The following is a 25,690-nucleotide window of genomic DNA, read 5'->3' as shown; positions in this document are numbered from 1 at the left end:
TTTTAGTCCTCAACCTTGCGGGTCTCTTCCATAATCACCTGGAAGATTCTCTTGATGGAATCAGAAGAAAGGGGGCCTTCGGTCATAGAGCCCACACGGTCCAAAACGGCCTGTTCACGAGAAGCATCCAGAACGGGCAAGCCCAATTCCTTTTTCAGTTTGCCAATCTCGGTTGCATAGGTGGCACGCTTATTCAGAAGAGCAATCAGCTCTCCGTTCAATTCATCAATACGATTACGCCAATCTTCAATCTTCATATAGAAGAATGTAGAAAATCTCCCCTTGAATATTTGGTGTAATCAAGAGGAGATCGCTCTAAAAAAGAACTTCGTATTCGTCAAAAGCCCGCTTGTTGGCCTTCAAATCGCCGCCCACCCAGTCAAACAACGCAGTGCCCCAGGCACCGGAACGTTCCGGCTCCCAGATGAATGCGCCCAGAGCGCGGGGCACCTGTTCCATCACCTGATGGGTCTTTACACGGGATCCGTCAAAGCCGTAATTATCAGGCGTTGAGGAACCATTGTATTCGGCAATAAGAAATTCCAGATTCGTGTAAGTCTTGCCCAAGTTGGTCATCAAGTTTTTCCAGGAATCGGGATTGCCATGCTCGTAAGCGGAGTAGGCGGAGAAAGCCATTACATCCGGCGACACCTTGGAATTCTTGATGATCGAAGACATCCACCAATCTACGGTATTTGTCTTGTGGGGACTTTCGATATGGAATACAACTTTTATGTTGTTCGAAATCTCCTTGACAGCCCGGGAACCTGCGGCCAGATATTTCGCCGTATTGGCGATTCCTGTTGCATTGCTCATGACACCGCTAACGGCCCCATCGGCCGCCTGAACGTTATTGCCCCAGCAATCCGTATTGCTCTTGGGAATTTCGCGGAGCATGCCGTTGGTAATTTCGTTACCCACCTGCACCATTTCGGGCAAGGCACCTGCAGCCTGCAAAGCCAACAGAACATCCTTGGTGTAAGCATAAACGGAATCGGCCATGGCGTCAGAAGTTCTTACACCACGCCAACGTTCCGGAATAATCTGCTTGCCCGGATCGGCCCAGTTGTCGCTATAATGGAAATCCAGCAGCAGCTTGAAACCCGCCGCCTTGGCCCGCTTTGCGTAAGCCACCACATGATCCTTGTCGCCAAACGCTTCCACATTTTGGGGGAATTCACCAGTCCCCTGATTGCAACCCGGAGCGGCATAGCCATACCTGGCGCTGGGGCCCACAAAAGTCTTTAGGCGGATATAATTGAAACCGTGATCCCAGAGCAAATCAAAAATATCCTTGGGCGATCCATCCACATCCAAAACACGGATACCCTTGGCTTCATATTCCTGCATCTGGGAAACATCGGCACCAAGGATTTTGGAATACTCGGGATGAGAACGCAAACTGGAAGAAGAACCGGGAAGCGGTTCGTCCAAAGAACTGCTGGTAGGTTCATCCAAAGAACTGCTGATAGGTTCGTCTGCGGAACTGCAGATGGGTCCGTCTGAAGAACTGCTTACAGAAGGTTCATCCGAGTAACTCAGAGGAATTTCGTCGGCAGAACTGCTGACGGACACGTCAACAAAACTACTGGTCAAAAAATCGTCAGCTGAACTTTCTGGAAGAACCTCAAAAGAACTTTCCGGCAAAGGTTCATTGCCCAATTCATCAGGCAACGCCTCAGTGGAACTGCCGCCGCACCCGATCAAAGCCAGTGCAGCAAACCCAATAATACCCTTAATCTTTCCCATACAGTTAAATTTACCCTTTTTACGGGGCAACATTCGTTAACTGTTGGTAAAAAGTCAGCAGTTTATCGTTTTACAGAACCACTTTCAACGTCATGGCGCAAAACACAATCGTCGAAACGTAGTTAAGGACCTTCTTGAGATAAACAAGATCCCTGGGCGCACGGAGGGAACCATCCTTGTAGTATACCTTGCCATGGAGCAACCAGAACATCTTTGCCTGAGATACCAAGGAAGGGCTGCCCAAGATAGACGTGTTTTCCATGACCGTGTACATGGCATTCCAATGTTTGCGCAGGATTGTACTGTTCAAAAGCATTCTGGGATTCTTATACAAGCCCAATCGGATAAACTGTACGGAATCGGCCCGATCGGTATCCGTTCTTGCAGGGTAAAGCCTTACGTCTACAGATCCGTTATCAAGCTGCATATATCTTAGGCTGGCGCCACTTTCCGACAAAGTAACACACGTCGGAGCAACCAGGTTTCCATCGATATCCCTAGAGACAACGCCCATATCGTAAGGGCGAGATCCCCAGAAAGCATCAAAGCGATACCGACTGGAACCTCCATCGCGCCCCTGGGGGGCAACGACGGCTTTGTATTGATCATTAAACCTGTTAGCCTTATCTTGTTTAAAGAATCGGTTAAAGGTGAACTGGCCGAAAAACTGAAAAGCATCAAATGCTTTCATTTTCTCATGTACATTCATACACTTACCTAAGATTGGGAATCCAACTACCAAAACAATAAATTTGACTCACCAATCCCACTGAATCAAATCTGGCGACAAAGATAAAAAATCTTAACATTCGTTGCGAGGGTGTCAACGATTACTTTTTTACTACATATCAACAACTTTTCAATACTTTTAGATTACTTTTAAAAACATTTTTCTAGCACAAATCCCTTTCAACAAAAGCTAAATTTGCAACAATGCTTTATTCCGACCTGCTCATATCCCCTGCCGTACAAGAATTCATCCTCAGCGCCATCAAGAAGAAGATGGATGCCCTGCAAATTTCTACAGCACTGAACAAGGCCGGATACAGCAATGAAGAACGGGCCGCCATCATGGACTACATGATGTTGGTCCCCAAATTTCGTGAAAAGTTTTTTGGCGAAGCCGGCAAGAAATCAGGCAGCGACGCCTTTTTGCTATGCGACCGCCTAGCTTTGGAACAGAGTACCGCCCAGGATATCGGCCGTTACAAGGCAAACCTGTGGCAAGCGGGAGCCGAAAACATTGGCGAAAGCCCGCGGGTACACGACCTCTGCTGCGGCATGGGCGGCGACAGTTTCTTTATTCCCCAGAATTTCAAAGTGACTGGCGTAGACCTGGACCCCGACCGTCTGCAGATGTACGCCTACAACACAGAAAATTTCCGCGGCGAATCCAGTTCGACGATCTCCGGGGACGTTCGAGAAATCGCCCGCAAAAATGGCGACTCCCCCGCACAAGAAAAAGCAGACTTCTTTACCATCGACCCTGCCCGCCGTGCCGTAGAAGGCGAAAACCAGCGTGACCTCCGCAATCTCACCCCCACCTTCGAAGAGGTTCTTGAAATTTCAAGGCACTACAAGGGCGGCATGGCAAAACTTCCTCCCGGCTACCCCACCAACGAAATTCCCCAGGATGCAGAACTGGTTTACCTAGGAAGCCACGCCGACTGCCGCGAATTGCTGGTGCTGTTTGGCGCATTGGCAAAGAACCCCGGAAAAGTTCGGGCCATCATGGTGGATAAAAATGGCGAGGTTGTAAAAGCCGCAGATGGTACGGATGCAATCTGGCAGGGAACGCTAACCGAGATACAGGCAGCCTCCAACAAGGACGCCGAACACGATCTGCCCGGCTGCGAAAGAAGTTTCCGCAACGCCACCAGCGAAAGCGACTTGCCTGTCGGCGAAGTTTCGGAATACCTGGCAGAACCGACGGCACTGCTGATCCGCAGCCACCTTTTTGGAAGCGTGGCCCAGGCCGCAAACTCTGACGCCCACCTGATTTCAGAAGGCATCGCCTACGTGGCAAGCGAAAGTCCGCTCCCCTCCCCCGCCTTTGCCAACTTCAAGATTCTTGACAACTGCGAAATCGCCACCAGCGCCGTCCGCGATATGCTCAAGCGACATAACATCGGCAAGCTGACCCTAAAGCTTCGCGGTGTAAAGGTAGACCCCACCGAAGAAATCAAGAGGCTAAAGCCCAAGGGCAAGAAAGAAGCCATACTTTTCTACACCCGTCACAAAGGCGAGAAAATCGCAATCCTGGCAGAACGAGTTTAAAAAAGACCTCCGGAGTTTTGAACTTCGGAGGCTTATTTTTTAGCGAATCGCCATTCCCCGTGAAAATGTTTCCATAACTTTTATAGAAACCCGTCGGATAGGCCGAAAAGCCATATTTAATTATCAATGGTCACAAAAAAACTCCGATTTTACATTTTATACAAAACATTTCCATGTTTTCATGGCTAGGTATCAGATACAAGATATGAGATATCAGATATGAGTTTTTATTATCGCGCCGATGACGCCTAATGTCACCCAGAGGGAGCACAGGGTCTCGTGCGGCCATGGGATTCTGAAACAAGTTCAGAACGACCCACGGCGAGAAGGTTTGTTGTGACATTCCGGCGTTCTTATATTATTTTTTCTTGTATGTTCAAGCTTTTCCCTATCTTTACAGTTTCTGCAGCATTGATGTTCGTTGCCTGCGGTGACGATTCCTCCAGCGTTTCTGTCCAAGACGAAACCTCATCCTGTTCTAATTATCAGTCTGCGGAAACATCCTCCAGTTCCCCAAAAGAAGACGGAAATATTAGCGCAAGCAGTTCATCCAACAACGGATCTTCCGCAACCCCGGCAAGCAGCGAGTCAACGACCGTTCCGGCAAGCAGCGAATCCTTGACAAGCAATTCCTCCAGCAGCCAGGCTTCCACGCCGGCAAGCAGTGAAACTGCAGAAGCATCGGATTGGCGCAGTTACTGCCTAGACGTAATTAACAAGTACCGCACCTCAGAAGGTCTGACGTCCCTAGTTCTTGCCCCCGAAGCAAAGCAGACTTGTGTCGAAGAACAGGCCGCAGCCGACCTTAAGGCAAACTCGGCCCATGGTCATTTCGGGGACTGCGGAGAATTTGCCCAGAACTCCGGCCCCAACATCTCACTTTCCTGGATGGGAACCGAAGAGAAAATCGTGGACTACTACCTAGAAATGATGTGGAACGAAAAGAAGTTGGTGGAAAGCGGCCAGCGCGACCCCAACAAATCGGAAGACTACTCCTACATCGGTCATTATCTCAACATGAGCAGTACCAAGTACAGTTCCGTCGCCTGCGGCATCGCAAAATCCTCAGACGGAAAGACCGGCTGGTTTAACGTTAATTTCCACAAGTAGTTATGGCTGTAAAACTCGAAGAATCCTGGCTGAACCTGCTCAGCGACCAATTTGAGCAGGATTATTTCAAACAAATTAAGAATACGCTTTTAGACGAACGCGCCAAACAGCATGTGGTGTATCCGCCGGCCTCTAAAATTTTCGCAGCGCTGGACTTCTGCCCTGTAGACAAGGTCAAGGCCGTTATCATCGGACAGGACCCGTACCACAACCCGGGTCAGGCCCATGGCCTCTGCTTTTCTGTACCCATGGGAATCGAGCCGCCCCCTTCGCTGATCAACATTTTCAAGGAACTGCACGACGACCTGGGAATCAACCCGCCGCCCCATGGCAATCTGGAATCCTGGGCTCAGCAGGGGATCTTGCTTTTGAATGCATCCCTGACAGTTCGCGCCCACCAGGCCGCAAGCCACGCGGGAATCGGTTGGCAGCAATTTACTGACACCATCATCAAGAGGCTTTCGGCCACCCGCGAAAACCTGGTGTTCCTTTTGTGGGGCAGTTTCGCCATCAAGAAGCAGGAGTTGGTGGCTCCCGGCCGCGGGCATCTGATCATGACCGCACCCCACCCCAGCCCCCTTTCGGCCTACCGCGGTTTCTTTGGTTGTAAGCACTTCAGCAAGGCAAACGCCTACCTGCAAAGTAAAGGGCTGGAGCCCATTGACTGGTCGATTGGGTAGTAGGAAGTAGACAGTAGGTAGATGGGAGTTTTTTTATCGTGCCAACGACGCCTAACGTTATATCATATCTTGTAATTCGTAATTATTCACTGTTCACTCTTCATTGTTCGCTGCCCTTATCTCTCCCCTTTTTTTATATTTGAGCTCATGAGTCATAAGAATACATTTGCACGTCTCGTGCTTTTTATTGTACTGGGCTTGATTATCGGCGGTGTCCTGGGAGAATGCCTGGGAGTGCTGTTCGGTCAACTCGGTGAATTGATGAATGCGGGTGGTTACAACAATATCGTTCACAACGTGTTTGTTACAGCTTTTCCCTTTAATATCGGTTTTCCCGACAAGCCGGAACCCGTGGTTCTTGACTTGTACATGATCAAGATTGCCTTTGGCGTTGGCTTCAAGATTAACTTCGCCAGCATCATCGGCATGGTTGTCGGCATCTACATTATGAAATGGTCCGGAGAAAGGTAATGATTACTATTGAAGAATTGCAAGCTCAATTGGCTAGCGGCGCCACAACTTCTGTGAAGCTCACTGAAGAAGCTCTGGCTAAGGTCGAAGCTACTAAGAATTTGAACGCCTACATTTCCGTTCTCAACGAACGTGCTTTGGAAAAGGCTGCTGAATCCGACAAGCGTCGCGCCGAAGGCAAGACCCTGGGTGCTCTTGACGGCATCCCCGTCGCCATCAAGGACAATATGTGCCTGGTCGGAACCCGCACCACCGCCGCTTCCAAAATTCTTGAAAATTTCGTGGCCCCCTACACCGCTACCGCTGTCGAAAAGCTGGAAGCTGCAGGCGCCATCATCATCGGTAAGACCAACATGGACGAATTCGCCATGGGTTCTTCCAATGAAACCTCTTATTTCGGTCCTGTTAAGAACCCTCTGGATGAAACCCGCGTTCCGGGTGGTTCCTCCGGTGGTTCTGCCGTAGCTGTTGCCAGCGGTACCGTCGCCTGCGCACTTGGTTCCGACACTGGTGGATCTATCCGTCAGCCCGCCGCCTGCACTGGCGTCGTGGGTCTGAAGCCCACCTACGGCCGCGTTTCCCGTTACGGTCTGTTGGCCTACGCCAGCTCCCTGGACCAGATCGGCCCCTTCGGTTCTACCGTCAAGGACGCAGCAATCTTGATGAACGCTATTGTTGGCGTTGACCCCCATGACAACACCACCAGCACCCGCCCCGCAGAAGACTTTACTGCAAAGCTGGACGCTGGCGTGAAAGGCAAGGTCATTGGCGTTCCTAAGGAATACTTCGCCGAAGGTCTTGATCCTGAATGCAAGGCAGCCATCGAAGCCATGCTGAAGAAGCTGGAAGCCGAAGGTGCCACCATCAAGGAAGTAAGCCTCCCCAATATCGGCAACGCAGTTTCCAGTTACTACATCATTGCAACTGCAGAAGCTAGCTCCAACCTTTCCCGCTACGACGGCGTTCGCTACGGTTACCGCAGCAAGGATGCCCGCAAGCTGATCGACCTGTACTCTATGAGCCGCAGCGAAGCTTTCGGTAAGGAAGTGCAGCGCCGTATCCTCCTGGGTAGCTATGTGCTTTCCGCAGGCTTCTACGATGCCTACTACGTTCAGGCTCAGAAGGTCCGTCGCCTCATTACCGACGACTTCAACAAGGCTTTCGAAGAATGCGACGTAATCGCCAGCCCCACCATGCCGGGTCTCCCGCTGAAGTGTGGCATGAACGAAAGCGATCCTATGGCAGTTTACCTGAGCGATATCTACACCGTTAGCCTGAACCTGGCCGGTCTCCCCGGCGTAAGCGTTCCTTGCGGTATGGCTGGCGGCCTGCCCGTTGGCCTGCAGTGGATCGGCAAGCCCTTCCAGGAAGCCGACCTGCTTAGCGTCGCTGCTGCAACTGAGAAGCTTGCAAAGTGAGAGTCGCGCCGACAAGCAAATTTGTCGGCATGACCGAACGCAGCAGCGGACGCCAAAGGCGTCAAAAGCTTGCAAAGTGAGCCTGCACGAGGAAGCGCCGCGATTAATGCCGCAGACCTTCGCAAGCAGCTCGCCTCACCTGCATGTTTACGCGGGACAAAGAGCCTGCATGGGTCGCCCCCTCTAAAAAGCGCAGTACACATAATTTATTAAGGATTCGCCCCTCGGGGTGGATCCTTTTTTGTTTCAGGAGGTTCGCTACAACGAAAAAAAAGATACTAAACAGAATTTGTACCCATAAAAAATGATCCTTTTCAATTCTTATAGGTAAAATCACAAACAAACTAACACAAAATTCAACCAAATCTGGGAAAAAAGCCCTACACTACCTATAACAAAACCAGTATTCAAGTCTGTTATAGGTAATTCAAAAAAACATCTTTACAAATAACCAGGTTCCGACCCAAATTATACCCATAATACACCAAATACATTCCAATTTATAGGTAAAAAATGCAAAATCATCTTGTCAAAACACCAATTACCCAAATTCGCAACATCCTGGAAGATGTCGTTGTTCAACTATCCGCTCTTTCTCAGCGAATTTTCCGAAGCAAGGCCAAAAAACAGCAAGGATCCTTACGCATCGCCATCAACAAGGGCACTCCTCAATACTATCACATCACAACGAAAGGAGATACTAACGGAAAATACATTCCAAAGTCTGACTCCAAGCTGATTTCATCACTTGCGCAAAAAGAGTACCTCGAAAAATGCAACCGTATTATTGAAAGGCAACAAAAGGCGCTAGCCCGATTCCTAAAGGATTTTCATCCCGAAGACATCATTGCGGTTCATACAAACCTTACGGAAGCCAAAAGGAGATTCGTAACGCCTTTGCTCTTAACCGACGAGGAATTTGCAGCGCAATGGCAAGGCAAGCCATACAGTGGAAAATTTTTCGCAAAGGATACTCCAGAACATTTCACTAATAGCGGATTACGGGTCCGTTCCAAATCTGAGGTGATTATCGCCGAATGCCTCGCCCGCCACAACATTCCGTTTCGTTACGAAGCCCCGCTGGAATTAATCATCGGGGATACGTCAAGCATAACCGCCGAAACACCGACGAACAACATTCGCCGACGCACCCTCAATCAAGACGCCGACCTCATGCAAAGCAAGGCAGTCACATTCTATCCCGACTTCACCTGCTTAAACAAGCGCACCCGTCAGGAATTCATCTGGGAACATTTTGGCATGATGGACAATCCCAATTACGCCAGAAACGCTATAGAAAAACAACGAAGCTACGCTGCCGCTGGCTACATTCCAGGAATAAACTTTATCGCCACCACCGAGACGACGGATCTTCCCCTGAACATCCCTTACATAGAGCAAATGACAAAATCATTGCTAATGTAAATCTGTCCAAACCTTCACATGCATAAGCATTTACTACCTTTCTCGCCGCTCATGTGAGCTTCATTTTTAAGGGTTAAGAAGATGAACTTAAAGATTTTACTGGGTGCAGCCATAGCTGCATTTTTATTCGTTGGCTGTTCCAGCCCCCGTTTTTTTGTTGATTCCCAATGGACCAATAAACCGGCAAAAGCAAAATTTATTTTTTCTACCGGAGTTGTAGAAAATCAAGAGGATCTAGACGATGTCCTTGTGGAAGATGAAAACTTCACGGTATGGTTTGCAAGGCAGCTCGAAGAAAATGTGAAGTTCTATTCCAACCATGTTGACTTCACTGCCGAAAGAATTTCTAAGGAAGAAATGCTAGAAGAAAAAGTGACCTTAGGGAAAAATCCCGTCACGGTCGGCAAGCCCAAGACATTTAACAGCGACGCCGAAATCTACGTCGTTCTGAACAATCTCTGGTTTGGACGAACTCAAAGGACCTCGTACTATACCCATAATATGGCGGCGGGCACCCCAACAACATCGTCCACCAATTACTTCATATCCATGTCAGGCCGATACGCCTTCTACGACACGGGAACCCAAAAGATTCTTGGCTACGGCGAATTCAACACCAACGAAGAATATGTCCGCAACTTAGGGCGCGACAGCTGGAAACGATTAATCCAGACTTCTATAGAAGAAATCCTTGAAAACACGCCGCTAACTTATCCCGCCGCAAAGTAAGGAAAAGACTTGTTCAATACAGAACAAGTCTTTTTCAATAACGCATGTGGTTCTAAAATCGCACAGCGAATTCTATTTATTTTTCAAGATTGGAGTTCTTGCAAGAGTCTTTTTCACGAGAGCCAACACGCATTTTTCCCAATCACCCCTGGTCATGGCGTAGGCAAACTTGCTCTTGATATTCCAATGTCCAAAGGCGACACGGTTACCAGTCTTGGCGCTATAATAAGCGTAGTCAGCGTAAAGCCACAGACCGTTATCCGCGATGGTGGGGCCTGCGGTTGCCATGCTGTTGTTAGCAGGAGCACCGTAACCATTTTGAGAGACATTCTGGATGTATGCCCAGTTTTCGTAGGAATCTTCGCGACGGCTGAAGTTCACATTAGAAAGCACCAGGTAATAACCTTCGCCATCCATGGCCATGGGCTTCATCATGTTGAATTCCACAGTCTGGATGCTATCCTTTTCGTGGACCAGGTCACTTGCATTCACTTCAACAACGTCGAAAGCCACGGAATTCTTGGTCACCAGATTCAGATCCTTGGTCAATTCAGCCTTGAACCAGGCGCTGAAATTGTCGGCGTATTCTTCCAGGTCATCCTTCACGTCATCCTGATTTTCGACCATGGGCTTGGTGAATTCAACGGTTACGGATGTGGGCTTTTCGGTCCATTCCGGATCAACGAAGAATGTGGGTTTCTTGGCACAGCCTGTAAATGCCATGGCCACAGCGGCCATGCAGCAGAACAATTTGATTTTCATATTTTAACCCCTATATTTTGGTTGACGCAAATATAAAAAATCTAACCAGAAGAAAACCCCGGTTCAAAGAAGAACCGGGGCTTAAATGTTTCAGCTAATGATTAACTTATTTATTCTTGACGCAACGGACTGGCAGACGGTCAGTCTTCAAGTTGTAGCCTTCAATAAAATTATCGCTATATCCTAACTTGAAGGTATAAGCGTACGTTTTAATAGGTGTATACGAAACAGAGGATTCATCTGCGGTAGTCCACATCCTTAATGATCCATGGGATTCAAGTCGATATCCATAATCATCTTCACTATCATACCAACCAGTGGGGATAGCGTTAAAACCAGTTTCCCCGGTAGCATCACCAGACCAACCAGCATCAACAGCCTTGAACTTGTAGGCACAATCCTTATAACCTTCTTTCAGTTCAAGAAATTCTTGTTCGGAAGGCACATGCCAGCCGTCGGGGCAGACACCCTGAAGCTCCGCACCAATAATAGAAGTTGCATATTCGGAAACATACTTGGAATCTATATCCAGTGCAGTCGTCCAATCATAGAGACGTCCGTATGTAGGACAAACCATTTTATAACGATCGGGCGCAGAGCCTGCAAACAGATCGCATGTCATAGGAGACGCAGAAGTCTTCGAAGCAATGGTCGCATTTTCATCTACGTTTCCAAAGGATTTGAAATACAATAGTGATTCGAATTCACTAATTTCTTTACTTTCGCTACCACAAATATCATAGAGTATTCCTGCATCGCAAACCTTCTTTTCCGGTGCAAACTTACCATATTCACCGCACAATGCATAGACCTTGCCATTGCTGCAGAAGTATTTGGTAGAATCGTAGTAAACGGAGCCGGTTGCACCACAGCGGGTTGTAACCACGTTAGATTTGCACCTCTGGTAAGACCGTCCTTGCCATCTTTGCCGTCGGCACCGGAATCACCGCAAGCTAACAAGCCGAGAGAGAGAGCCGACGCAACGGCGGCTCCAAACCACATATTTTTCTTACATAAGAAACGTGACGAAATTTTATAATTTCGCCAGCCTCAATCTCCCCTCCACAAACAAATACTTATGGATTTTTTGAAAAAAAACAGTTATTCCATTATGCAGCGGACACTGGCTTCATACAGGTCATCTGCAAACGGATCCAAATTCACGTCCTTGTTTTGATTGCTCAGATACAGGCCAACGTGGGCACTGGTCTCTCCGTCGTCGGCAACAGAATTCGTAGAACCCCAGAACAGGGCATAATCCGTCTTACTGAAAATGTCGTGCCTACGGAACCCAGCGGGTATGGCGTTAAAGCCGTAGAAATCACGGGCATTCAGACGTCCCCACTTGCCAACAGCCATCAAACCCTCGCCTACCCCGAAATCGCCAGCATGAGCCTTGACGGTATCGAGAAGAGATTCAAAATCCATTTTCTCGGGAAGACGCCAGCCTGTCGGGCAGGCTTTCTGGGCAGCATTCCAGCTATATAGACGACCATACACGAGGCAAGAATCAAGGTTGAAATCACGGCAGTAGCTTTCCCCATCGGGATCTTCGTAATTCAGATTCTCGGCCATCCAAGTTTGACTTCCTATCTTTACGGTCTTATATATGGTGCTGTCTCGTTCGTCTAACATTTGCCCCATCCGCATATCATTCTTAATGCAACGAACCGGCATCCTAATATCCTTGGTCCGGTAAAGCATGGCTTCAACCGTATTTTCGATGGTATAGATCCAGACATCCATATCATCTAAATCGTAGGTCCCAACAGCCGAAGATGTCCAAAAATGAGCTTTCATACCCATCGGGGAACCCCATTCATCAGCCATCCCCAACGGGAGAGCGGCAAATCCCAGGGAATTATATACGTCGGCCTGCCGTTTCAAAGACCACAACGTATCACTCTTCAGGGCGTCATCATAATAGATTGAACCTTTCTTCGCCTTGGCATAATTCACCAAAAGTTCCCACTGCCCCAAAGTAGGCACATTCCACCCTTCCGGGCATACCTTATAAATTTGTACAGAAGTTGTCCAATAGTAAGCCCCATAAATATCGCAATTTGACGGTTTATCATCACGGCACTCGTGCTCCACCCCGGTATACCTTAAATTTTCGGCCATCCACTCTTGGTCGCCAATAGAAACGGTCCTATAAACCTTGTCGTCTCGAGAATCCACCATGACTCCATAGGAGCCCTTGAACCCAGAAACGAAACTGGAGGACGAAGGTATGGAAATACTAGAAGAGGAACTTACGGATGACTCCTGAGAATACCTCCAGGAGGAACTACTGTACCAGGAAGAACTGCTCGCTCCAGAGCTATACCTGTAGCTGGAACTGGAACTACTGAACCCCTCGGCCACAAAGCTTTTTTTATCGAAGCTAGAGGACGACTCGTTTTCCAGGTGGCCGTACAAATCTTCATAATCACCCACATAATCCGTGCAGGCGACAAAAGGCAAAACAAGTAGGCAGCACAAAACAAAAAATCTAACGTTCATCTTTACCGCCTAAAAGAAAATACTGAAACCCAAGCCAACAGCGCCAACGGCACCCATAATGATTCCCACCGTACGCAGGTTCTGTGCCAGACGGATGTCGTTCAAGTTGTCTCGATATTGGTACTTGTTATCGGGAATCTCGTCGTAAGCATCGGCAGCGTAATAGTCGGCAAAAAATGCCCCCACGACACCAATCACGGTGGTTACCGCAGAAACGACAATCAAGGTGGTTCGCACATTGGATTCAGCCATGGCAGGTGCCACCTTCCTTGCGGCACTAGCCTTTTCCTGAGCGGCCTTCTGGGCCACCATGGAGGAATCCTCGGCATAAGTGTACAGACGGGGAACGAGAATCTTGGGTTCGGAATCCTCAACCGTTTCGGGTGCGGAATCCGGGGGCGCTATATTAGTGGATTCATCGACGGGTTTAGGGGATTCGTCGACGGGTGCGTCTAACGGATAAGGAGATGGTTCATTACCACGGCAAATCAAAAAAAATTCGTGGGCTCGAGACTCTACAATTCCAAGCAGTTCCTCGGCATCGACACCGCGGCCAGTAAAGCTGGAAACCAGTTTACTAGAAATCGTTTCGTACAATTCAACTGTCAGGGTGAACTTTTCACCATAGAGACCTACGCGAGCCTGAGCTACATAGTCGGCAGAAATGTTGCGCCCCGTTTCAACCAGACAGCTACCCTCGCAATCCTCGATAGACATATCGGGAGGCAACATGGCATTGATATTATCCCGGGTCATAATGGTAAATCCGAAATCCGCAGGCAAGGCCTTAACAGCCCCGGCACGCAACACGTTAGTGATGAACTGCCTTTCTTGAAAGGGCATGACCGTGGAGTCATTGCAGACAGTCTCAAGCACCGCCACATACTTGGCTGAAGCCAGACAAGGCAACCCGATTATCAATAAGCAAAAAAGAACGAATCTCACTAACCTCATGAATTCAAAGATAGCACAAACATTCAATTTATTTATCTTTCGCACCATAAAATGAAATTCGAAAAAGACACTTTATACGTCTGGGTAGGCGGCAGCTGCGATTACGGCCACAAGGAACGGGCCGGCGGCGGGGCCTACATTGCCGAAACCTTCGCCACCGATTCCAAGGATGGCGTTGGCGGGAAAATCGTGGACACCTACACTACGTCGGACTTTAACACCAAGGAATTTCAGATGATTTACAGGGCCATGGACCACGTCCTGGAGAAGTTCGGTACGTCAGAATGTCACGCGAGCTCTGAAAACCGCGCGGGCACCTTCGAAAAAATCGTATTCCTCTCCAACGTCCAGTATATTCAAAACTACCCCAAACCAGAGAACGTGGAAATCAGAATTCTCCCCTACCACAAGTTCCCTCGCCAAAAGGAAGTTCATGACATGGCAAGCCAGGCCATGCGAGATTTGCGCAGTTCCGGAGAAGGCGTCAACACCTAGGAACAGCCGACAAAATCAACCTATAAAAAAAGCCTGCCACGAAGACTCGTGCAGGCTAATTTCATCTCGTCAAAATTACGGTTTCAGCAACAGCTTATTGTTTGCCTGCAGGCCGTCGTTATCGAAACGTACGGTAGGATTCTTTCCGCTTTTGAAAGCTTCTTCACTTTCGTAAATAGAGAGCGCCACAGAAACTCCCGGCAGCGCCGCCACATTGGTCAGCCTTGCAGGAACTGAGTTAGCAAAAGTAAAATCACGAACCATTTCGTCCTTGAAAGTACCCTTGGAAACCTTGATGGTTTTACCCAGCTGTTCAAGAACTTCGCCTTCGCCGTTGACCAATTCTGCCACCATATAAATATCAAAGAAGCAGGGAGCAATGCCCGTGTTCTTTACGGTGATATTCAATGTATTTGTAGCTTCCTTGTCACCCGTAACCATCAGAAGTTCAGCCTGCTGCACCATGAAATTGTAACCGATCACATGGGTCAGGGAATCTGCCAAGTCCTTGTGTTCACTGTAGATTTTAAATCCGCAATCGCTTTCCTGTTCCAGCACATAGTAGGTCAAATGAGCTGTGGTAATTTCGTGAACCCAACGTTCCGGAGTCCACTTTTTGTACTCACGATCGTCAAAGGTCAGCATTCTTTCGTAGCTGCCAATATTTTCTGCAATAGTCGGAAGCCCTGCCTCGTAGGCACGCACCAAGGAATCTGCAGTACCGGGAATTCCAATAAAGCCGTCGTCACGCTTGGTAATCCCAAGGCTTAACGCATAGGTGTAAATTTCGCCATAGGCATCAGAAGGCAAGGCAAGCAAAGTCTTCTTGAATACAGAAGCGTAATGGTCCAGCAATTCCTTCTGAACCTTTAAGGGCGGCATATCGCTACCATCCAGATGGGAAACGTGCCATTCGCCCCATTCACCAAAGGTACGGACATCAATGTATTCAAGGCGGGGATCCCCATCATACTTTTCTGCCATAGCCGTAGCGAAATCCTTGGCGGCCTTCAGGTAGACAGGATCATCCCATCTGGGAACTTGGGCGCGGGCACCATTATCCTGAAAGATGGCGAAATCCTTCTTGGCTCCCTCTTCGTAAACCCAGTCAGGAGTCCAGTCGTATTCACTTGTGGGCGTATCGTTACCCGTGATGTACCAGGGAGAGTAAGGGAACACTCGCAAAGCGTAACCCAGACCATGTTCCTGAAGTACGTTCAGCAAATCTTCCAGCACGGACCAGTCGTAAACACCTTTACCCGGATTCAACTCATCCCAGCGCTGGTAACCGGAACCGTAAGTAATCAAATCCCATGCGCCATTTTTATCGGGACCGTACCTGAATTCGGGAACGAAATTCCAGGCACCTTCGGTAAGGAGCGTAAAGCCCTTATGAGGATTGGGCAGCGGACCTTTAAAGGGTTTGAGAGTGTAAGCAATCTTTGTAGTGTTACCGCTTGCGGAACCACTGGTGATTTCGTCTGAGGAGCTGGATTCCAAGGTAATAGATTCCGATGAACTAGACACCTCATTAGCTGCGTTTGTGCTGTTTCCATCATCACCACATGCGACTAACCCTAAGGCAAAACAAGCCGTAATACCAAACAAAGAAATTCTTTTCACCCAATCCTCATACGTTATTCTGAATATAATAAAAAAATTTCCCATCAAACAAAACAGAGTCTTTCTAAACAAAAATCCCGCTGCAGCTAAAAACTGCAACGGGATTTTCAAATGGTTAGCGAGCGGCCAAAGTCCGCGGCCAAATTAACCTTCGGATCTGTAGTTCGGGGCTTCCTTGGTGATGGTCACATCGTGGGGATGAGATTCGCGGAGGCCTGCACCAGTGATGCGAACGAAGGTAGCCTTGTCGTAGAGTTCCTTCAGGTTTGCAGCACCTGCGTAACCCATAGCGGAGTGGATACCACCGATGATCTGGTAAATGGTATCGCGGAGCGGTCCCTTGTAAGGAACGCGGCCTTCGATGCCTTCCGGAACGAACTTGCGGGGTTCCTTGATGCCACCCTGGAAGTAACGGTCTGCAGAACCTGCAGCCATGGCGCCCAGAGAGCCCATACCGCGGTAGCTCTTGAAGCTACGGCCATCAGCGAGAATGACTTCACCCGGAGCTTCTTCGGTACCTGCGAACATGGAACCGATCATTACAGCGTGACCGCCAGCGGCCAGAGCCTTCACGATATCGCCAGAGAACTTGAGACCACCGTCAGCGATAATCTTGACGCCAGCCTTGCGTGCAGCCTTGCCGCATTCCACAACAGCGGAGAACTGCGGATAGCCAACACCTGCAACAATACGAGTGGTGCAGATGGAGCCAGGACCGATACCCACCTTGACGATGTTGGCACCGCACTTGGCAAGTTCAGTAACAGCTTCCGGAGTGCAAACGTTACCACCGCAGATGGTGAGCTTGGGATACTTCTTGCGGACGGTCTTCACCATGTTGCGGACACCGATGTGGTGACCGTGAGCGGTGTCGATCACCAACAGGTCGACGCCAGCGTCAACGAGGGCTGCAACGCGTTCCAGAGTATTTGCAGAAGTACCGACAGCAGCACCCACCAGCAACTGGCCATTCTTGTCCAGGCTTGCGGAGGGGTTGTTTTCGCGCTTCAGAATGTCGGTCATGGTGATGAGGCCCTTGAGGTTGCCTGCATTGTCCACCAGAGGGAGCTTTTCGATACGCTTTTCGGCCAGGAGTTCCTTAGCCTTGGCAAGGCTGATCTTCGGGCTTGCGGTGACCGGATTCTTGGTCATCACCTTTTCAATCTTCACATTGTAGTCGGAGATAGTGCGGAGGTCGCGGCTAGTGAGCATACCCACCAGCTTGCCATTCTTGAGAATGGGGAAACCGCTAATCTTATGGGCAGCGCGCATTTCGAATGCAGCGGAAACCGGCTGGTCAGCTTCCAGGGTCACCGGATTGCTAACGATACCGGACTGCCAGCGCTTGACCTTGCGAACTTCTTCGGCCTGTTCTTCGACGCTCATGTTCTTGTGAATAATGCCAAGACCACCCTGAAGAGCAATGGAGATTGCCAGGGGAGCCGTAGTAACGGTATCCATAGCAGCACTGATCACAGGGATGTTGAGCTTAATGTTCGGAGCAAGCTGAGTGCTCACGTCTGTCTGGGACGGCAAAACGGAGGAAGCTGCGGGAACGAGAAGAACGTCATCAAACGTTAAAGCTTCAGGCAAAATTTTCATAAATGAACCTCATTCTATTTTGCAAAGATAAGATAGAAAAAACCGAGCGACACGTCAAAAGGAATTACTTGCCGTTATAGCGTTCCATGCACTTTTCAATGCCGAACTTGAAGTAGCATTCCACTAGAGGTTTGACTTTTTCGAGAGCCTCGTCGAAAGCGGGGCGGTCTTCGGGCGGGAACTTCGCCAAGACCCAGTTGGAAAGGTCAAACTTGGGAGGGCACTTACCCACACCAAAGCGGATGCGGGGGAACTTGTCACCAATTTTCTCGATGATATTACGAAGGCCATTCTGACCGCCATGACTGCCGTTGGCACGGCAACGGATGCGACCCACATCGAGATTAATATCATCACTAAAAACAAGTAGCTGTTCCGGCTTGATTTTATACCAAGTCATAAGAGCCTGAACGGACTCGCCAGACAAATTCATATAGGTCTGAGGTTTGGCCAGCAGACATTCCTGCCCACCGATAACCACCTTCTGGGTCAGTGCCTTGTGTTCAGATTTCCAGTCACCGGAAGTAGCCAATTTTTCGACAGCCATAAAACCGGCATTGTGGTGGGTGTTAGAATACTGAGTTCCAGGATTTCCGAGACCGACAATCAGATACATGTTAACCTCAAACTTTTAATTTACTTTGTCCAAAGGACCTGGGGCCAGTCGCCGCCTTCCTTGCCAATCAGTTTCACCGGTTTGACCTTGGAATCCACCACCAGTGTCTTGGGCAAAGACATCTCTTCACCGGAACGGGTGATGCCGAAATTCTCGGTCATACGTTTGAAGGGGTCCACAACGACCTTAAATCGACTAGCACCCAACTTTTCGACCCAACGTGCAATAGCCTTTTCATCAGTTTCACCGATATTCACAAGAACAACTTCGGTCTTGTTCTGGGTCAACAGGGCATCGGCGGCGGCCAGATTTTTGACTCCTACGCGGCAGGGAATACACCAGGTGGCAAAGTAGACCAGGGCCACACGGTCGTTATTCTGGGCGAGCTTAGTCAGGTGCATCTTGGTAAAAGGAGTATTGGCGACACTCACTTCGCGTACAGCAAACCAGGGCAAGGAATCTGCAATGGCCGAAGGAATCTTCAGCCTTACCGATGGCGGTACATCAGGCTCTTCCACATATTCATCGTCTGGGGCATATTTGGCAGAGGGATTCGCAGAGGGCTGGGGAGCGAACTTGGCAAAAGCCAAAGACACGACGCACAAAGCTAAAATCAATGATTTTTTTAATTTCACTTCATTCTCCAGCGGTTCAGTTCGCGACGCCAATCCGCAAACCATTCAGCCTTGCCGATATTCTTGTTCAGGCGATCCATGGCCTCGGCTTCATCGTACTTGCCGGTACCGGCAGCACTGGCATGCAGTTCAAAATAACGTTCACCTTCACAAGAAGAACCGGTAAGGGCCAAAGTCGCAGAGCACTTGATACCCAAGCTACCTTCCTTACAATTCTGGTCAAGAACGCCAGCCTTCAGGACAAGGCCGCCCTTGCACTGTCCACTGACCACGCTAAAGTTCTGCGAAACCACCGAGAAAATGGAACGTTCCACATCGTTCTCGGGAGCCTCAAAGTACATGGCATAGGTGGAAAGGAATTGGGAAAAATCATTGTGCATGTAGGCGTAATCGGCATCGGTGGCAGCAGAGGATGCTTCGTCAACCATCCCGAAACTACGGAGGATTTCCCAATTGGCTACATAACGGATATACACCTGACGGCCCAACTTGTAAGTCTTGTTTTTCTGAAGGGGATGCGATGCACCCTCATAAGTCTTGGCATACAAGTGGAGGGAATCCTGAAGAACGCCGGCCTTGAAGCGGAAGGGTTTCATGGCATCGTTTCGGGACATGCAGGCAACGACCTTCACCTTACCATTGTGCGGCTGCTTCAAGACAACCTTGGCATCCTGGGCATTTTCAAGATGAGCCAGGACCTTGGTCTCCATATCAAAACTGGACTTGATGATTTCGTGACCATAAGCATCTTCAGTAGAAGACACCTTGGTGTGAGTTGCGGCAGATACTGTCGACTGGATCTGGGCGGCAATGGCCTTCTGAGCCAAAACCACAGCCTGATTGTAATCGGCGTCAATTCCCTCGCCACGAAGGTCCGTGTCATCAGGGCACGTTCCAGATGACTGTGCGTTTATTGCGGCCTGCCCCTGATCTGCAGACGGATTCGCAGACGGATTCGCAGTTTGGGCCGAAGGCTGCCCCGACGTCTGACCTAAATCGGAGTAGGCGGCATTTGCGGAATTTCGGACCGCGGAAACATCCGAGGCAGAAGTCTTTGCGTCAGACGAAAGGGAACAGGAGACAAGCCACAGGGCCAGCGGCAAAAGCAGGATTTGCTTCATAATTATTCAGCGTCGTTATCCAATTCCTGATATGCAGACTGAGCGTTAGCACGGGTAGAATCATAATCAGGCTTGGATTCGCTGCTTGCGCAGGCACAGATCATAAGTGCAGAGGCTACAGTAGCCAGAACAGCAAAAAACTTTTTCATTTCATTCTCCTTTCTTAAAAGTCAGACTTTTTATATCCGACTCAAATATAAAAATAAGGCCAGGAAGTTTTCACCTGATTACGAAAAACGCCCAAGGAACCGAAGTTCACTTGAGCGTCTTTAATCTCGGTAAAGAACCGTAGAAACTAGGGATTAGCCCTGAGCTTCTTCAGTCTTTGCGCCACGCTTAGCGGTGATATTGAAAATCACGACGCGCGGAGTGCAAGCCAGTTCCACACCTTCAGCCAGCGGAAGATCCTTGGCGTAGAAGGTAGTGGGAGCCGGATAGTTGGAGATATCCATTTCGATCAGAGTGGGGATCTTGGTGGGAACAGCAGCCAGCTGGATGTAGCGATTCTGCTGAGCAAAGGTACCACCCTGGGTCTTAACACCAACCGGAAGGCCGTTCAGCTTAACGGGAACGCGAACCTTAACCTTGGTATTTTCGTCGATCTTCAGGAAGTCGATGTGGATGATTTCCTGAGTCAGAGGATCCTTCTGATAGTTGTAAACTACAGCGGCGTTGCCTTCCTTGCCATCAATGACGAGGTCGAGAAGCGTATAACGCTTACCCGGGGCGAGGACCTTGCGAACGTCGATAGCGCTAACGCTAACATTCACTGCTTCCTGACCCTTACCATAATAGACAGCCGGAATCTGACCGGCCTTGCGGAGACGCTTGCTATCAGCGCTCTTGCCCTGTACTCTCGAGGTTGCTACGAGCTTAGTGAGTTCCATAATTTACTCCATTCGAGTTTATGATTAAAAAAAACATTGGGATAGCTGGACTCGAACCAGCGAATAACGGAATCAAAATCCGTTGTCTTACCACTTGACGATATCCCAATGGTGGCGCAAATATAGTATTAATGACAACTTTTTAAAGGGTCGGCACCCAAAAGCGAGTCACTTTTTGATATCTAGAGATGGATTTCATGGCGCCCGCAGCGGTTTCAGCCAGTTCCTTTGAGGCAAAAACGCCAAAAACAGAGGCTCCGGAACCAGACATGAGTGTCGTTTTGGCCCCCAGACGGCTAAATTCAGCCTTCATTTCGGCAACCAGGGGATGCAGAGGGAACACGGATCCTTCAAATGCGTTGAACGAGATGAAAGAGGAAAGACGGGAGACGAGAGTCTTATCGTCAGCGGCAGACTGGAATTCGGCCTTGTAAGAATCCCAACGAGCCGGACCAGACTTTGCCACCCCGGCGTAAGCATCCTTGGTAGGGACAGCATCCAGGGGCGTGCAGATCAACAGGTACTCCCCTTCGGAAAGTTGCAGCGGGTCGATAAAAGTCAACTTTTCACCAATGCCTTCGGCAAAGGCGGTTCCACCCCGAACCAGGAAAGGCACATCGGCACCAAGTTTTGCACCGATTCCTTCAAGAACTTCGGCTGCATAGTTCAGATTCCACAGGCGATTCAGCACACGAAGGGCCGCAGCCGCATCGGCACTACCACCGCCAAGGCCAGCCCCAAGGGGCATCACCTTTTCTAGATAAAGGTCGGCGCCCAGGGATTCTGCGGCAGCCTTTGCAGAGGTTTCGGCCTGTTCCACCGCATAGGCTTTAAGAGCGACGGCAGCCTTGAATACCAAGTCGGACTGAACCGGATATTCCTGGGGTTTGTTGTAGGTCAGGACAATCTCGCCATCGTTGCGAAGTTCGGCGTTCAATGTATCGCCGGCATCGACAGTCTGAAAAATGGTACCTAGATCATGGTAGCCATCTTCGCGTTTGCGGATGACATCCAGAAACAAATTGATTTTTGAAGGAGCATATTCACGCATAATTATGAGGTTCGAGGTATGAGGTTCGAGGTATGAATTATGAGTTACGAATTACGAGATTTTTTTTCGCGGCTTTGCCGCCCTCTTATTTTGCGAGCAAAGCTCGCCATTTGTCTTCTCGTAATTCATAAATCGTACTTTGTAACTATTTATCTAAAGGTTCCTGAGCGTTCCATTTGCATTAGTTCGTCCATACCGACCAGCATCGCACGGGGTTTGGAGTTTCCCTTGCTGGGGCCGCAAACGCCAAGGCCATAAAGCTGATCTACAATTTTACCGGCACGGCTGTAGCCAACACTAAAGTGTCGCTGCACCGCAGAAGTGGAAAGACCGCTCACTTCAATAGCCCAGCATGCAACGTCAAAGAGCAACGGGTCAAGTTTGCCAAGTTGCTTGCCGCCTTCCCCATCATCGTCTCCATCGACGCCTTCAGAAACGTCAAAGGATTCCACCTGCGGGAAGAACACATTCTGGTTAGAGCAGGCATCCGCCAGCTTTTCGGCTTCCTCGTCACTCAGGAAGGCGCCATGAACGCGAACGGGATCCGGATCATTCACAGCTTTAAACAGCATATCACCGCGGCCCAGAAGTTTTTCGGCGCCGGCGTGATCCATTACGGTACGGGCGTCAATCTGGGATGCCACCTTAAAGCTAATTCGGGTAGGCAAGTTCGCCTTGATAATACCCGTAATCACCTTCACGGAAGGACGCTGGGTTGCGAGCACCAGGTGGATACCCACGGCACGGGCCTTTGCAGCCAAACGGGCTACAGACTTTTCGATTTCCTTACCAGCCACCATCATAAGGTCTGCCATTTCATCGATAATAACGACAATGAACGGCATACGATGACCCTTGTCCTGTTCAGGAATATCATCGGGCAGCTCACCCGCTTCGTACTTGGCATTGAAGCCGCCAATGTTACGAACCTTGGCTGTCGCAAGAACTTCGGTGCGACGGTCCATTTCATAGCACAGCCACTGCAATGCCTGAATGGCGATTTCGGGCTTGGTAATCACCGGAGCCAGCAAATGGGGAATGCTTTCGTACATCTTCAATTCCACCGCCTTCGGGTCCACAAGAATCATGCGGAGTTCGTCGGGAGTCTTACTGAAGAGCATACTGGCCATAAGGGCGTTAATGCAAACAGACTTACCGGAACCGGTCTGACCGGCAATCAGCAAATGAGGAGCCTTGGCCAAATCCATGGTAAAGGCCTCGCCAGTAATATCCTTACCCAAGGCCACCAAAATCTTTTCGGGGGACGGCTTGAATTTTTCGCTTTCAAAAACATCCTTACTGAAAACAGTCTGGAACTTGCGATTGGGAATTTCAATACCCACTGCAGCCTTACCGGGGATGGGAGCGAGAATACGAACAGAAGTCACTCGCAGGGGCATGGCCAAATCTTCCTGCAACGCAGTAAAGCGGCTTACCTTTACACCCGGCCCAGGTTCCACTTCAAAACGAGTGATCATGGGGCCCGTTTCGCAACCGATAACATGTCCCTTCACCTTGAAGTTTTCCAGTTTTTCTTCCAGCATCTTACCAATGGCATTCAACTCTTCTTCGGTATAATCCGCAGTCTGAGCCTCGTGATCATTAAGAATATCGCCAATGGAAGGAACCTTATATTCGTCATAAACTTCTGTGGGATCCGGCTGCGGAATAGGGGCTGCCTTACAACCGTTCAATGTTCCACCCAAAGAGTCTTCAGACGCAACAAAGCCCTCGCCATCGTCTTCGGCGCCATCGTCAGCACCATAAACTACAGGGGCGCAGGTTTCATCACGTCCACCATCACCACCAAGCAGCGATTCCGGATCAAAAGACGGAGTCAAAGTTTTTTCAGCAGCATCATCCGCTTCGGCAGCAACGCCCGCCACTCTTGTCGGTTCGGGATCAGCAACAGGAACATCCACAATAGCTTCTGTAGCCATGGAAGGCTTTCCGTCTTCACGACGGACATCACCCTTTACCTGCATGCGGCCGCGATGTTCCTTTTCCCAGGCAATCACTTCGCGGGCCCTGCGCAGAGCGGCAATACGGTCCTTCACCTCTACGATTTCAAGGGCGTTCATATTGCGTCCATTGACACGCAGATATTCCTCAAGTCGGCGAATTTCAGGATCTTCGTCCATATTGTATTCACCAGCCACATTCATGGTCGGTTCTGGCAGAGGTTCCGGAGCAATTTCCACCGGATTACGAACAACAGGATTTTCCTGGGTGGGCGTTGCGGGCACGGGAGCCACGCCGTCCATCGTTCCCAGCCAGTTGTTGCGGCCGCTAAAGGGAACAACCTTCCCCTTCCTGCGAATCTTAAATTCATCGGGTTGCAGCATAACCGTGTTGTCGTCCATATAGGCGCCCTTGGGCAAAACCCCGGCATCTACGGCGCGGTCCAAATCAGCGCCCCTCGACCTTTTCATGGAAATGTTGCTCTGGGTACCTGACGCATCCACCACCTCACCTTCCAGCGGTTCCTTTTTCCTGAAAGTATTCTGGATCCATTTCGTACCCTGCACAATGAAATAAAAATGCCTCGGGCGAAGTCCAAAAGAAAGCACAAGGATCAGCAAGAACGTTACAGCCAGAATAATCAAGGGCGCAATGCAGGACTCAGCACCAAAAACCGGAATGGCGATATTCTGGGTAAAAAATTGTCCAAGTATGCCACCGCTCAAGGCGAGCACGTCTTCGGAAACCTGGGCAAGGCCATAGTTTTTAAGAGCAAGCAGGAACGACAGATCCAGGGAAATCAATGTCAGGCCAAGTCCATAGCGAATCAAACGGCCCCGAATTCCCGAAAAGGCAAGACCAAGCCCCCACAGAATCAGGGACACCGTAAAGAAAAGCACAGAGACCTTGCCAAACAGCAAAGTCACCCCATCCGGAATCATCTTGCCTAGATAAGGGCCCAACCAGTTACCGTGTGTTCCGCTATAGACAGAACTTACGCAACCCAAAAGAAGCAGAACGCCTATGGCAAAAAGAAACCAACCGCCAAGAACCAGGCCAAAGCCCTGACCATCATCGACCGGATTAGTCGAACTAGACTTTCCCTTTTTATTCCCCTTGGAACCCCTCTTAGAGCCAGAAGTTTTTCTTTGTGTAGCCAAAAATGCCTCCGCAAATTTTACCGCTAAAATATACTCACTTTTCATGACACAAAAGTGTCAATCCTTTCCATCTTATTATCTTTATTTCTATGGAAGAGAAAAATTCAAGGAACGAACAAAAACAAATCAAGATTTCCAAGAGAATCAAGAAGGTCGCCTCGGGCCTTTTGATATCGGCCTTCTTTGTTTTTATCATTCTTATTTTCGGAAGCACCCAGAACGACATTACGGGCATGACCCGCAACGGTGCAGAATCCCTTGAAAATATTTTTGAGGCATCATCAACATGTGTGGAAGCATTTAGGCAGCCTTGCTAGATGATTCTCTCGATTCCGATTCCCATTCGTAGGCTATCTTTACATCTACATAGGAACAGCTCAACATTATCAGCGACAGCATGTTGTTCATGTTCCTGAAGCCATAGGCAGTCCGTATCAGTAGCTTTATCTTGTTGTTCG

The 25,690-nt window shown here is 49.3% G+C and carries 25 protein-coding genes and 1 tRNA gene; 9 read left to right on the top strand and 17 right to left on the bottom strand.

Annotated features, from left to right (window positions below; all coding sequences use genetic code 11):
* Window positions 1-2: 2 nt before the first annotated feature.
* The 3 genes from MMG03_RS07395 to MMG03_RS07385 form a co-directional block, all read right to left on the bottom strand.
* Window positions 3-257 carry a chorismate mutase gene (locus MMG03_RS07395; protein WP_073158195.1) on the bottom strand — a complete coding sequence of 85 codons (255 nt, stop codon included), beginning with the start codon at window positions 255-257 and terminating at the stop codon, window positions 3-5.
* 58 nt (window positions 258-315) lie between these two features.
* Window positions 316-1,749, bottom strand: a complete 1,434-nt coding sequence (locus tag MMG03_RS07390) for a glycosyl hydrolase 53 family protein (RefSeq protein WP_073234925.1) — start codon at window positions 1,747-1,749, stop codon at window positions 316-318.
* 70 nt (window positions 1,750-1,819) lie between these two features.
* Entirely contained in the window at window positions 1,820-2,440 is a 621-nt protein-coding gene (locus MMG03_RS07385) for a hypothetical protein (RefSeq protein WP_073234922.1), read from the bottom strand.
* Between the two features lie 242 nt (window positions 2,441-2,682).
* Here MMG03_RS07385 and MMG03_RS07380 point away from each other — a divergent pair, with 242 nt between their 5' ends.
* From MMG03_RS07380 to MMG03_RS07350, 7 genes are all read left to right on the top strand, one after another.
* Window positions 2,683-4,026: a class I SAM-dependent methyltransferase gene (locus tag MMG03_RS07380; RefSeq protein WP_249505990.1), complete on the top strand. Its 1,344-nt coding sequence runs from the start codon at window positions 2,683-2,685 to the stop codon at window positions 4,024-4,026.
* Between the two features lie 372 nt (window positions 4,027-4,398).
* Entirely contained in the window at window positions 4,399-5,136 is a 738-nt protein-coding gene (locus tag MMG03_RS07375) for a CAP domain-containing protein (RefSeq protein ID WP_073284507.1), read from the top strand.
* A 2-nt stretch (window positions 5,137-5,138) separates the two neighbouring features.
* Entirely contained in the window at window positions 5,139-5,816 is a 678-nt protein-coding gene (ung, locus tag MMG03_RS07370) for a uracil-DNA glycosylase (protein WP_249505989.1), read from the top strand.
* 147 nt (window positions 5,817-5,963) lie between these two features.
* On the top strand, window positions 5,964-6,287 hold the full coding sequence (locus MMG03_RS07365; RefSeq protein ID WP_073158178.1) for a DUF4321 domain-containing protein: 324 nt from the start codon (window positions 5,964-5,966) through the stop codon (window positions 6,285-6,287).
* Window positions 6,287-7,705 (top strand): Asp-tRNA(Asn)/Glu-tRNA(Gln) amidotransferase subunit GatA, encoded by a 1,419-nt coding sequence (gene gatA, locus MMG03_RS07360; RefSeq protein WP_073158175.1) that lies wholly within the window; start codon window positions 6,287-6,289, stop codon window positions 7,703-7,705. The genes MMG03_RS07365 and gatA overlap by 1 nt, the downstream gene beginning before the upstream one ends.
* Before the next feature lie 513 nt (window positions 7,706-8,218).
* Window positions 8,219-9,130 (top strand): hypothetical protein, encoded by a 912-nt coding sequence (locus MMG03_RS07355; protein ID WP_112131849.1) that lies wholly within the window; start codon window positions 8,219-8,221, stop codon window positions 9,128-9,130.
* Between the two features lie 81 nt (window positions 9,131-9,211).
* Window positions 9,212-9,859 (top strand): hypothetical protein, encoded by a 648-nt coding sequence (locus tag MMG03_RS07350; protein ID WP_112131850.1) that lies wholly within the window; start codon window positions 9,212-9,214, stop codon window positions 9,857-9,859.
* Between the two features lie 72 nt (window positions 9,860-9,931).
* On the opposite strand, the gene MMG03_RS07345 is transcribed toward MMG03_RS07350, so the two are convergent.
* The 4 genes from MMG03_RS07345 to MMG03_RS07330 form a co-directional block, all read right to left on the bottom strand.
* Entirely contained in the window at window positions 9,932-10,621 is a 690-nt protein-coding gene (locus MMG03_RS07345) for a hypothetical protein (protein WP_073158168.1), read from the bottom strand.
* A 106-nt stretch (window positions 10,622-10,727) separates the two neighbouring features.
* Window positions 10,728-11,507 (bottom strand): FISUMP domain-containing protein, encoded by a 780-nt coding sequence (locus MMG03_RS07340; protein WP_112131851.1) that lies wholly within the window; start codon window positions 11,505-11,507, stop codon window positions 10,728-10,730.
* Window positions 11,508-11,722: 215 nt separating this feature from the next.
* Window positions 11,723-13,126: an FISUMP domain-containing protein gene (locus MMG03_RS07335; RefSeq protein WP_249505988.1), complete on the bottom strand. Its 1,404-nt coding sequence runs from the start codon at window positions 13,124-13,126 to the stop codon at window positions 11,723-11,725.
* Window positions 13,127-13,135: 9 nt separating this feature from the next.
* Entirely contained in the window at window positions 13,136-14,080 is a 945-nt protein-coding gene (locus MMG03_RS07330) for a hypothetical protein (protein WP_141100352.1), read from the bottom strand.
* A gap of 51 nt (window positions 14,081-14,131) precedes the next feature.
* Between MMG03_RS07330 and MMG03_RS07325 the strand changes: the two genes are divergently transcribed.
* Window positions 14,132-14,575, top strand: coding sequence for a hypothetical protein (locus MMG03_RS07325; RefSeq protein WP_249505987.1), 444 nt, complete (start codon window positions 14,132-14,134; stop codon window positions 14,573-14,575).
* A 75-nt stretch (window positions 14,576-14,650) separates the two neighbouring features.
* Here MMG03_RS07325 and MMG03_RS07320 read toward each other — a convergent pair whose 3' ends face one another.
* The 10 genes from MMG03_RS07320 to MMG03_RS07275 all read right to left on the bottom strand — a co-directional run bounded on the left by MMG03_RS07320 (window position 14,651) and on the right by MMG03_RS07275 (window position 25,232).
* Complete coding sequence (locus MMG03_RS07320) at window positions 14,651-16,198, bottom strand: beta-galactosidase (RefSeq protein WP_249505986.1); 1,548 nt, start codon at window positions 16,196-16,198, stop codon at window positions 14,651-14,653.
* Window positions 16,199-16,342: 144 nt separating this feature from the next.
* Window positions 16,343-17,800, bottom strand: a complete 1,458-nt coding sequence (gene guaB / locus MMG03_RS07315; RefSeq protein WP_073158156.1) for an IMP dehydrogenase — start codon at window positions 17,798-17,800, stop codon at window positions 16,343-16,345.
* 64 nt (window positions 17,801-17,864) lie between these two features.
* On the bottom strand, window positions 17,865-18,416 hold the full coding sequence (gene pth, locus MMG03_RS07310; protein ID WP_249505985.1) for an aminoacyl-tRNA hydrolase: 552 nt from the start codon (window positions 18,414-18,416) through the stop codon (window positions 17,865-17,867).
* A 20-nt stretch (window positions 18,417-18,436) separates the two neighbouring features.
* Window positions 18,437-19,051, bottom strand: a complete 615-nt coding sequence (locus MMG03_RS07305) for a TlpA disulfide reductase family protein (RefSeq protein WP_249505984.1) — start codon at window positions 19,049-19,051, stop codon at window positions 18,437-18,439.
* Window positions 19,048-20,172, bottom strand: a complete 1,125-nt coding sequence (locus MMG03_RS07300; protein ID WP_249505983.1) for a hypothetical protein — start codon at window positions 20,170-20,172, stop codon at window positions 19,048-19,050. Before MMG03_RS07300 ends, MMG03_RS07305 begins: the two co-directional genes overlap by 4 nt.
* Window positions 20,173-20,174: 2 nt before the next feature.
* On the bottom strand, window positions 20,175-20,321 hold the full coding sequence (locus tag MMG03_RS07295; RefSeq protein WP_158236659.1) for a hypothetical protein: 147 nt from the start codon (window positions 20,319-20,321) through the stop codon (window positions 20,175-20,177).
* 153 nt (window positions 20,322-20,474) lie between these two features.
* Window positions 20,475-21,059, bottom strand: a complete 585-nt coding sequence (locus MMG03_RS07290; RefSeq protein WP_249505982.1) for a 50S ribosomal protein L25 — start codon at window positions 21,057-21,059, stop codon at window positions 20,475-20,477.
* A 36-nt stretch (window positions 21,060-21,095) separates the two neighbouring features.
* Window positions 21,096-21,167, bottom strand: a tRNA-Gln gene (locus MMG03_RS07285).
* A gap of 34 nt (window positions 21,168-21,201) precedes the next feature.
* Entirely contained in the window at window positions 21,202-22,110 is a 909-nt protein-coding gene (gene ispE / locus MMG03_RS07280; RefSeq protein WP_073158142.1) for a 4-(cytidine 5'-diphospho)-2-C-methyl-D-erythritol kinase, read from the bottom strand.
* Window positions 22,111-22,259: 149 nt separating this feature from the next.
* Complete coding sequence (locus MMG03_RS07275) at window positions 22,260-25,232, bottom strand: DNA translocase FtsK (protein WP_073158139.1); 2,973 nt, start codon at window positions 25,230-25,232, stop codon at window positions 22,260-22,262.
* Window positions 25,233-25,321: 89 nt separating this feature from the next.
* Between MMG03_RS07275 and MMG03_RS07270 the strand changes: the two genes are divergently transcribed.
* Window positions 25,322-25,549 carry a hypothetical protein gene (locus MMG03_RS07270; RefSeq protein ID WP_249505981.1) on the top strand — a complete coding sequence of 76 codons (228 nt, stop codon included), beginning with the start codon at window positions 25,322-25,324 and terminating at the stop codon, window positions 25,547-25,549.
* Window positions 25,550-25,690: the final 141 nt, after the last annotated feature.

This window comes from Fibrobacter sp. HC4, from assembly GCF_023373925.1.
Classification (GTDB): Bacteria; Fibrobacterota; Fibrobacteria; order Fibrobacterales; family Fibrobacteraceae; genus Fibrobacter.
This window is presented reverse-complemented; position numbering and strand designations above follow the sequence as displayed.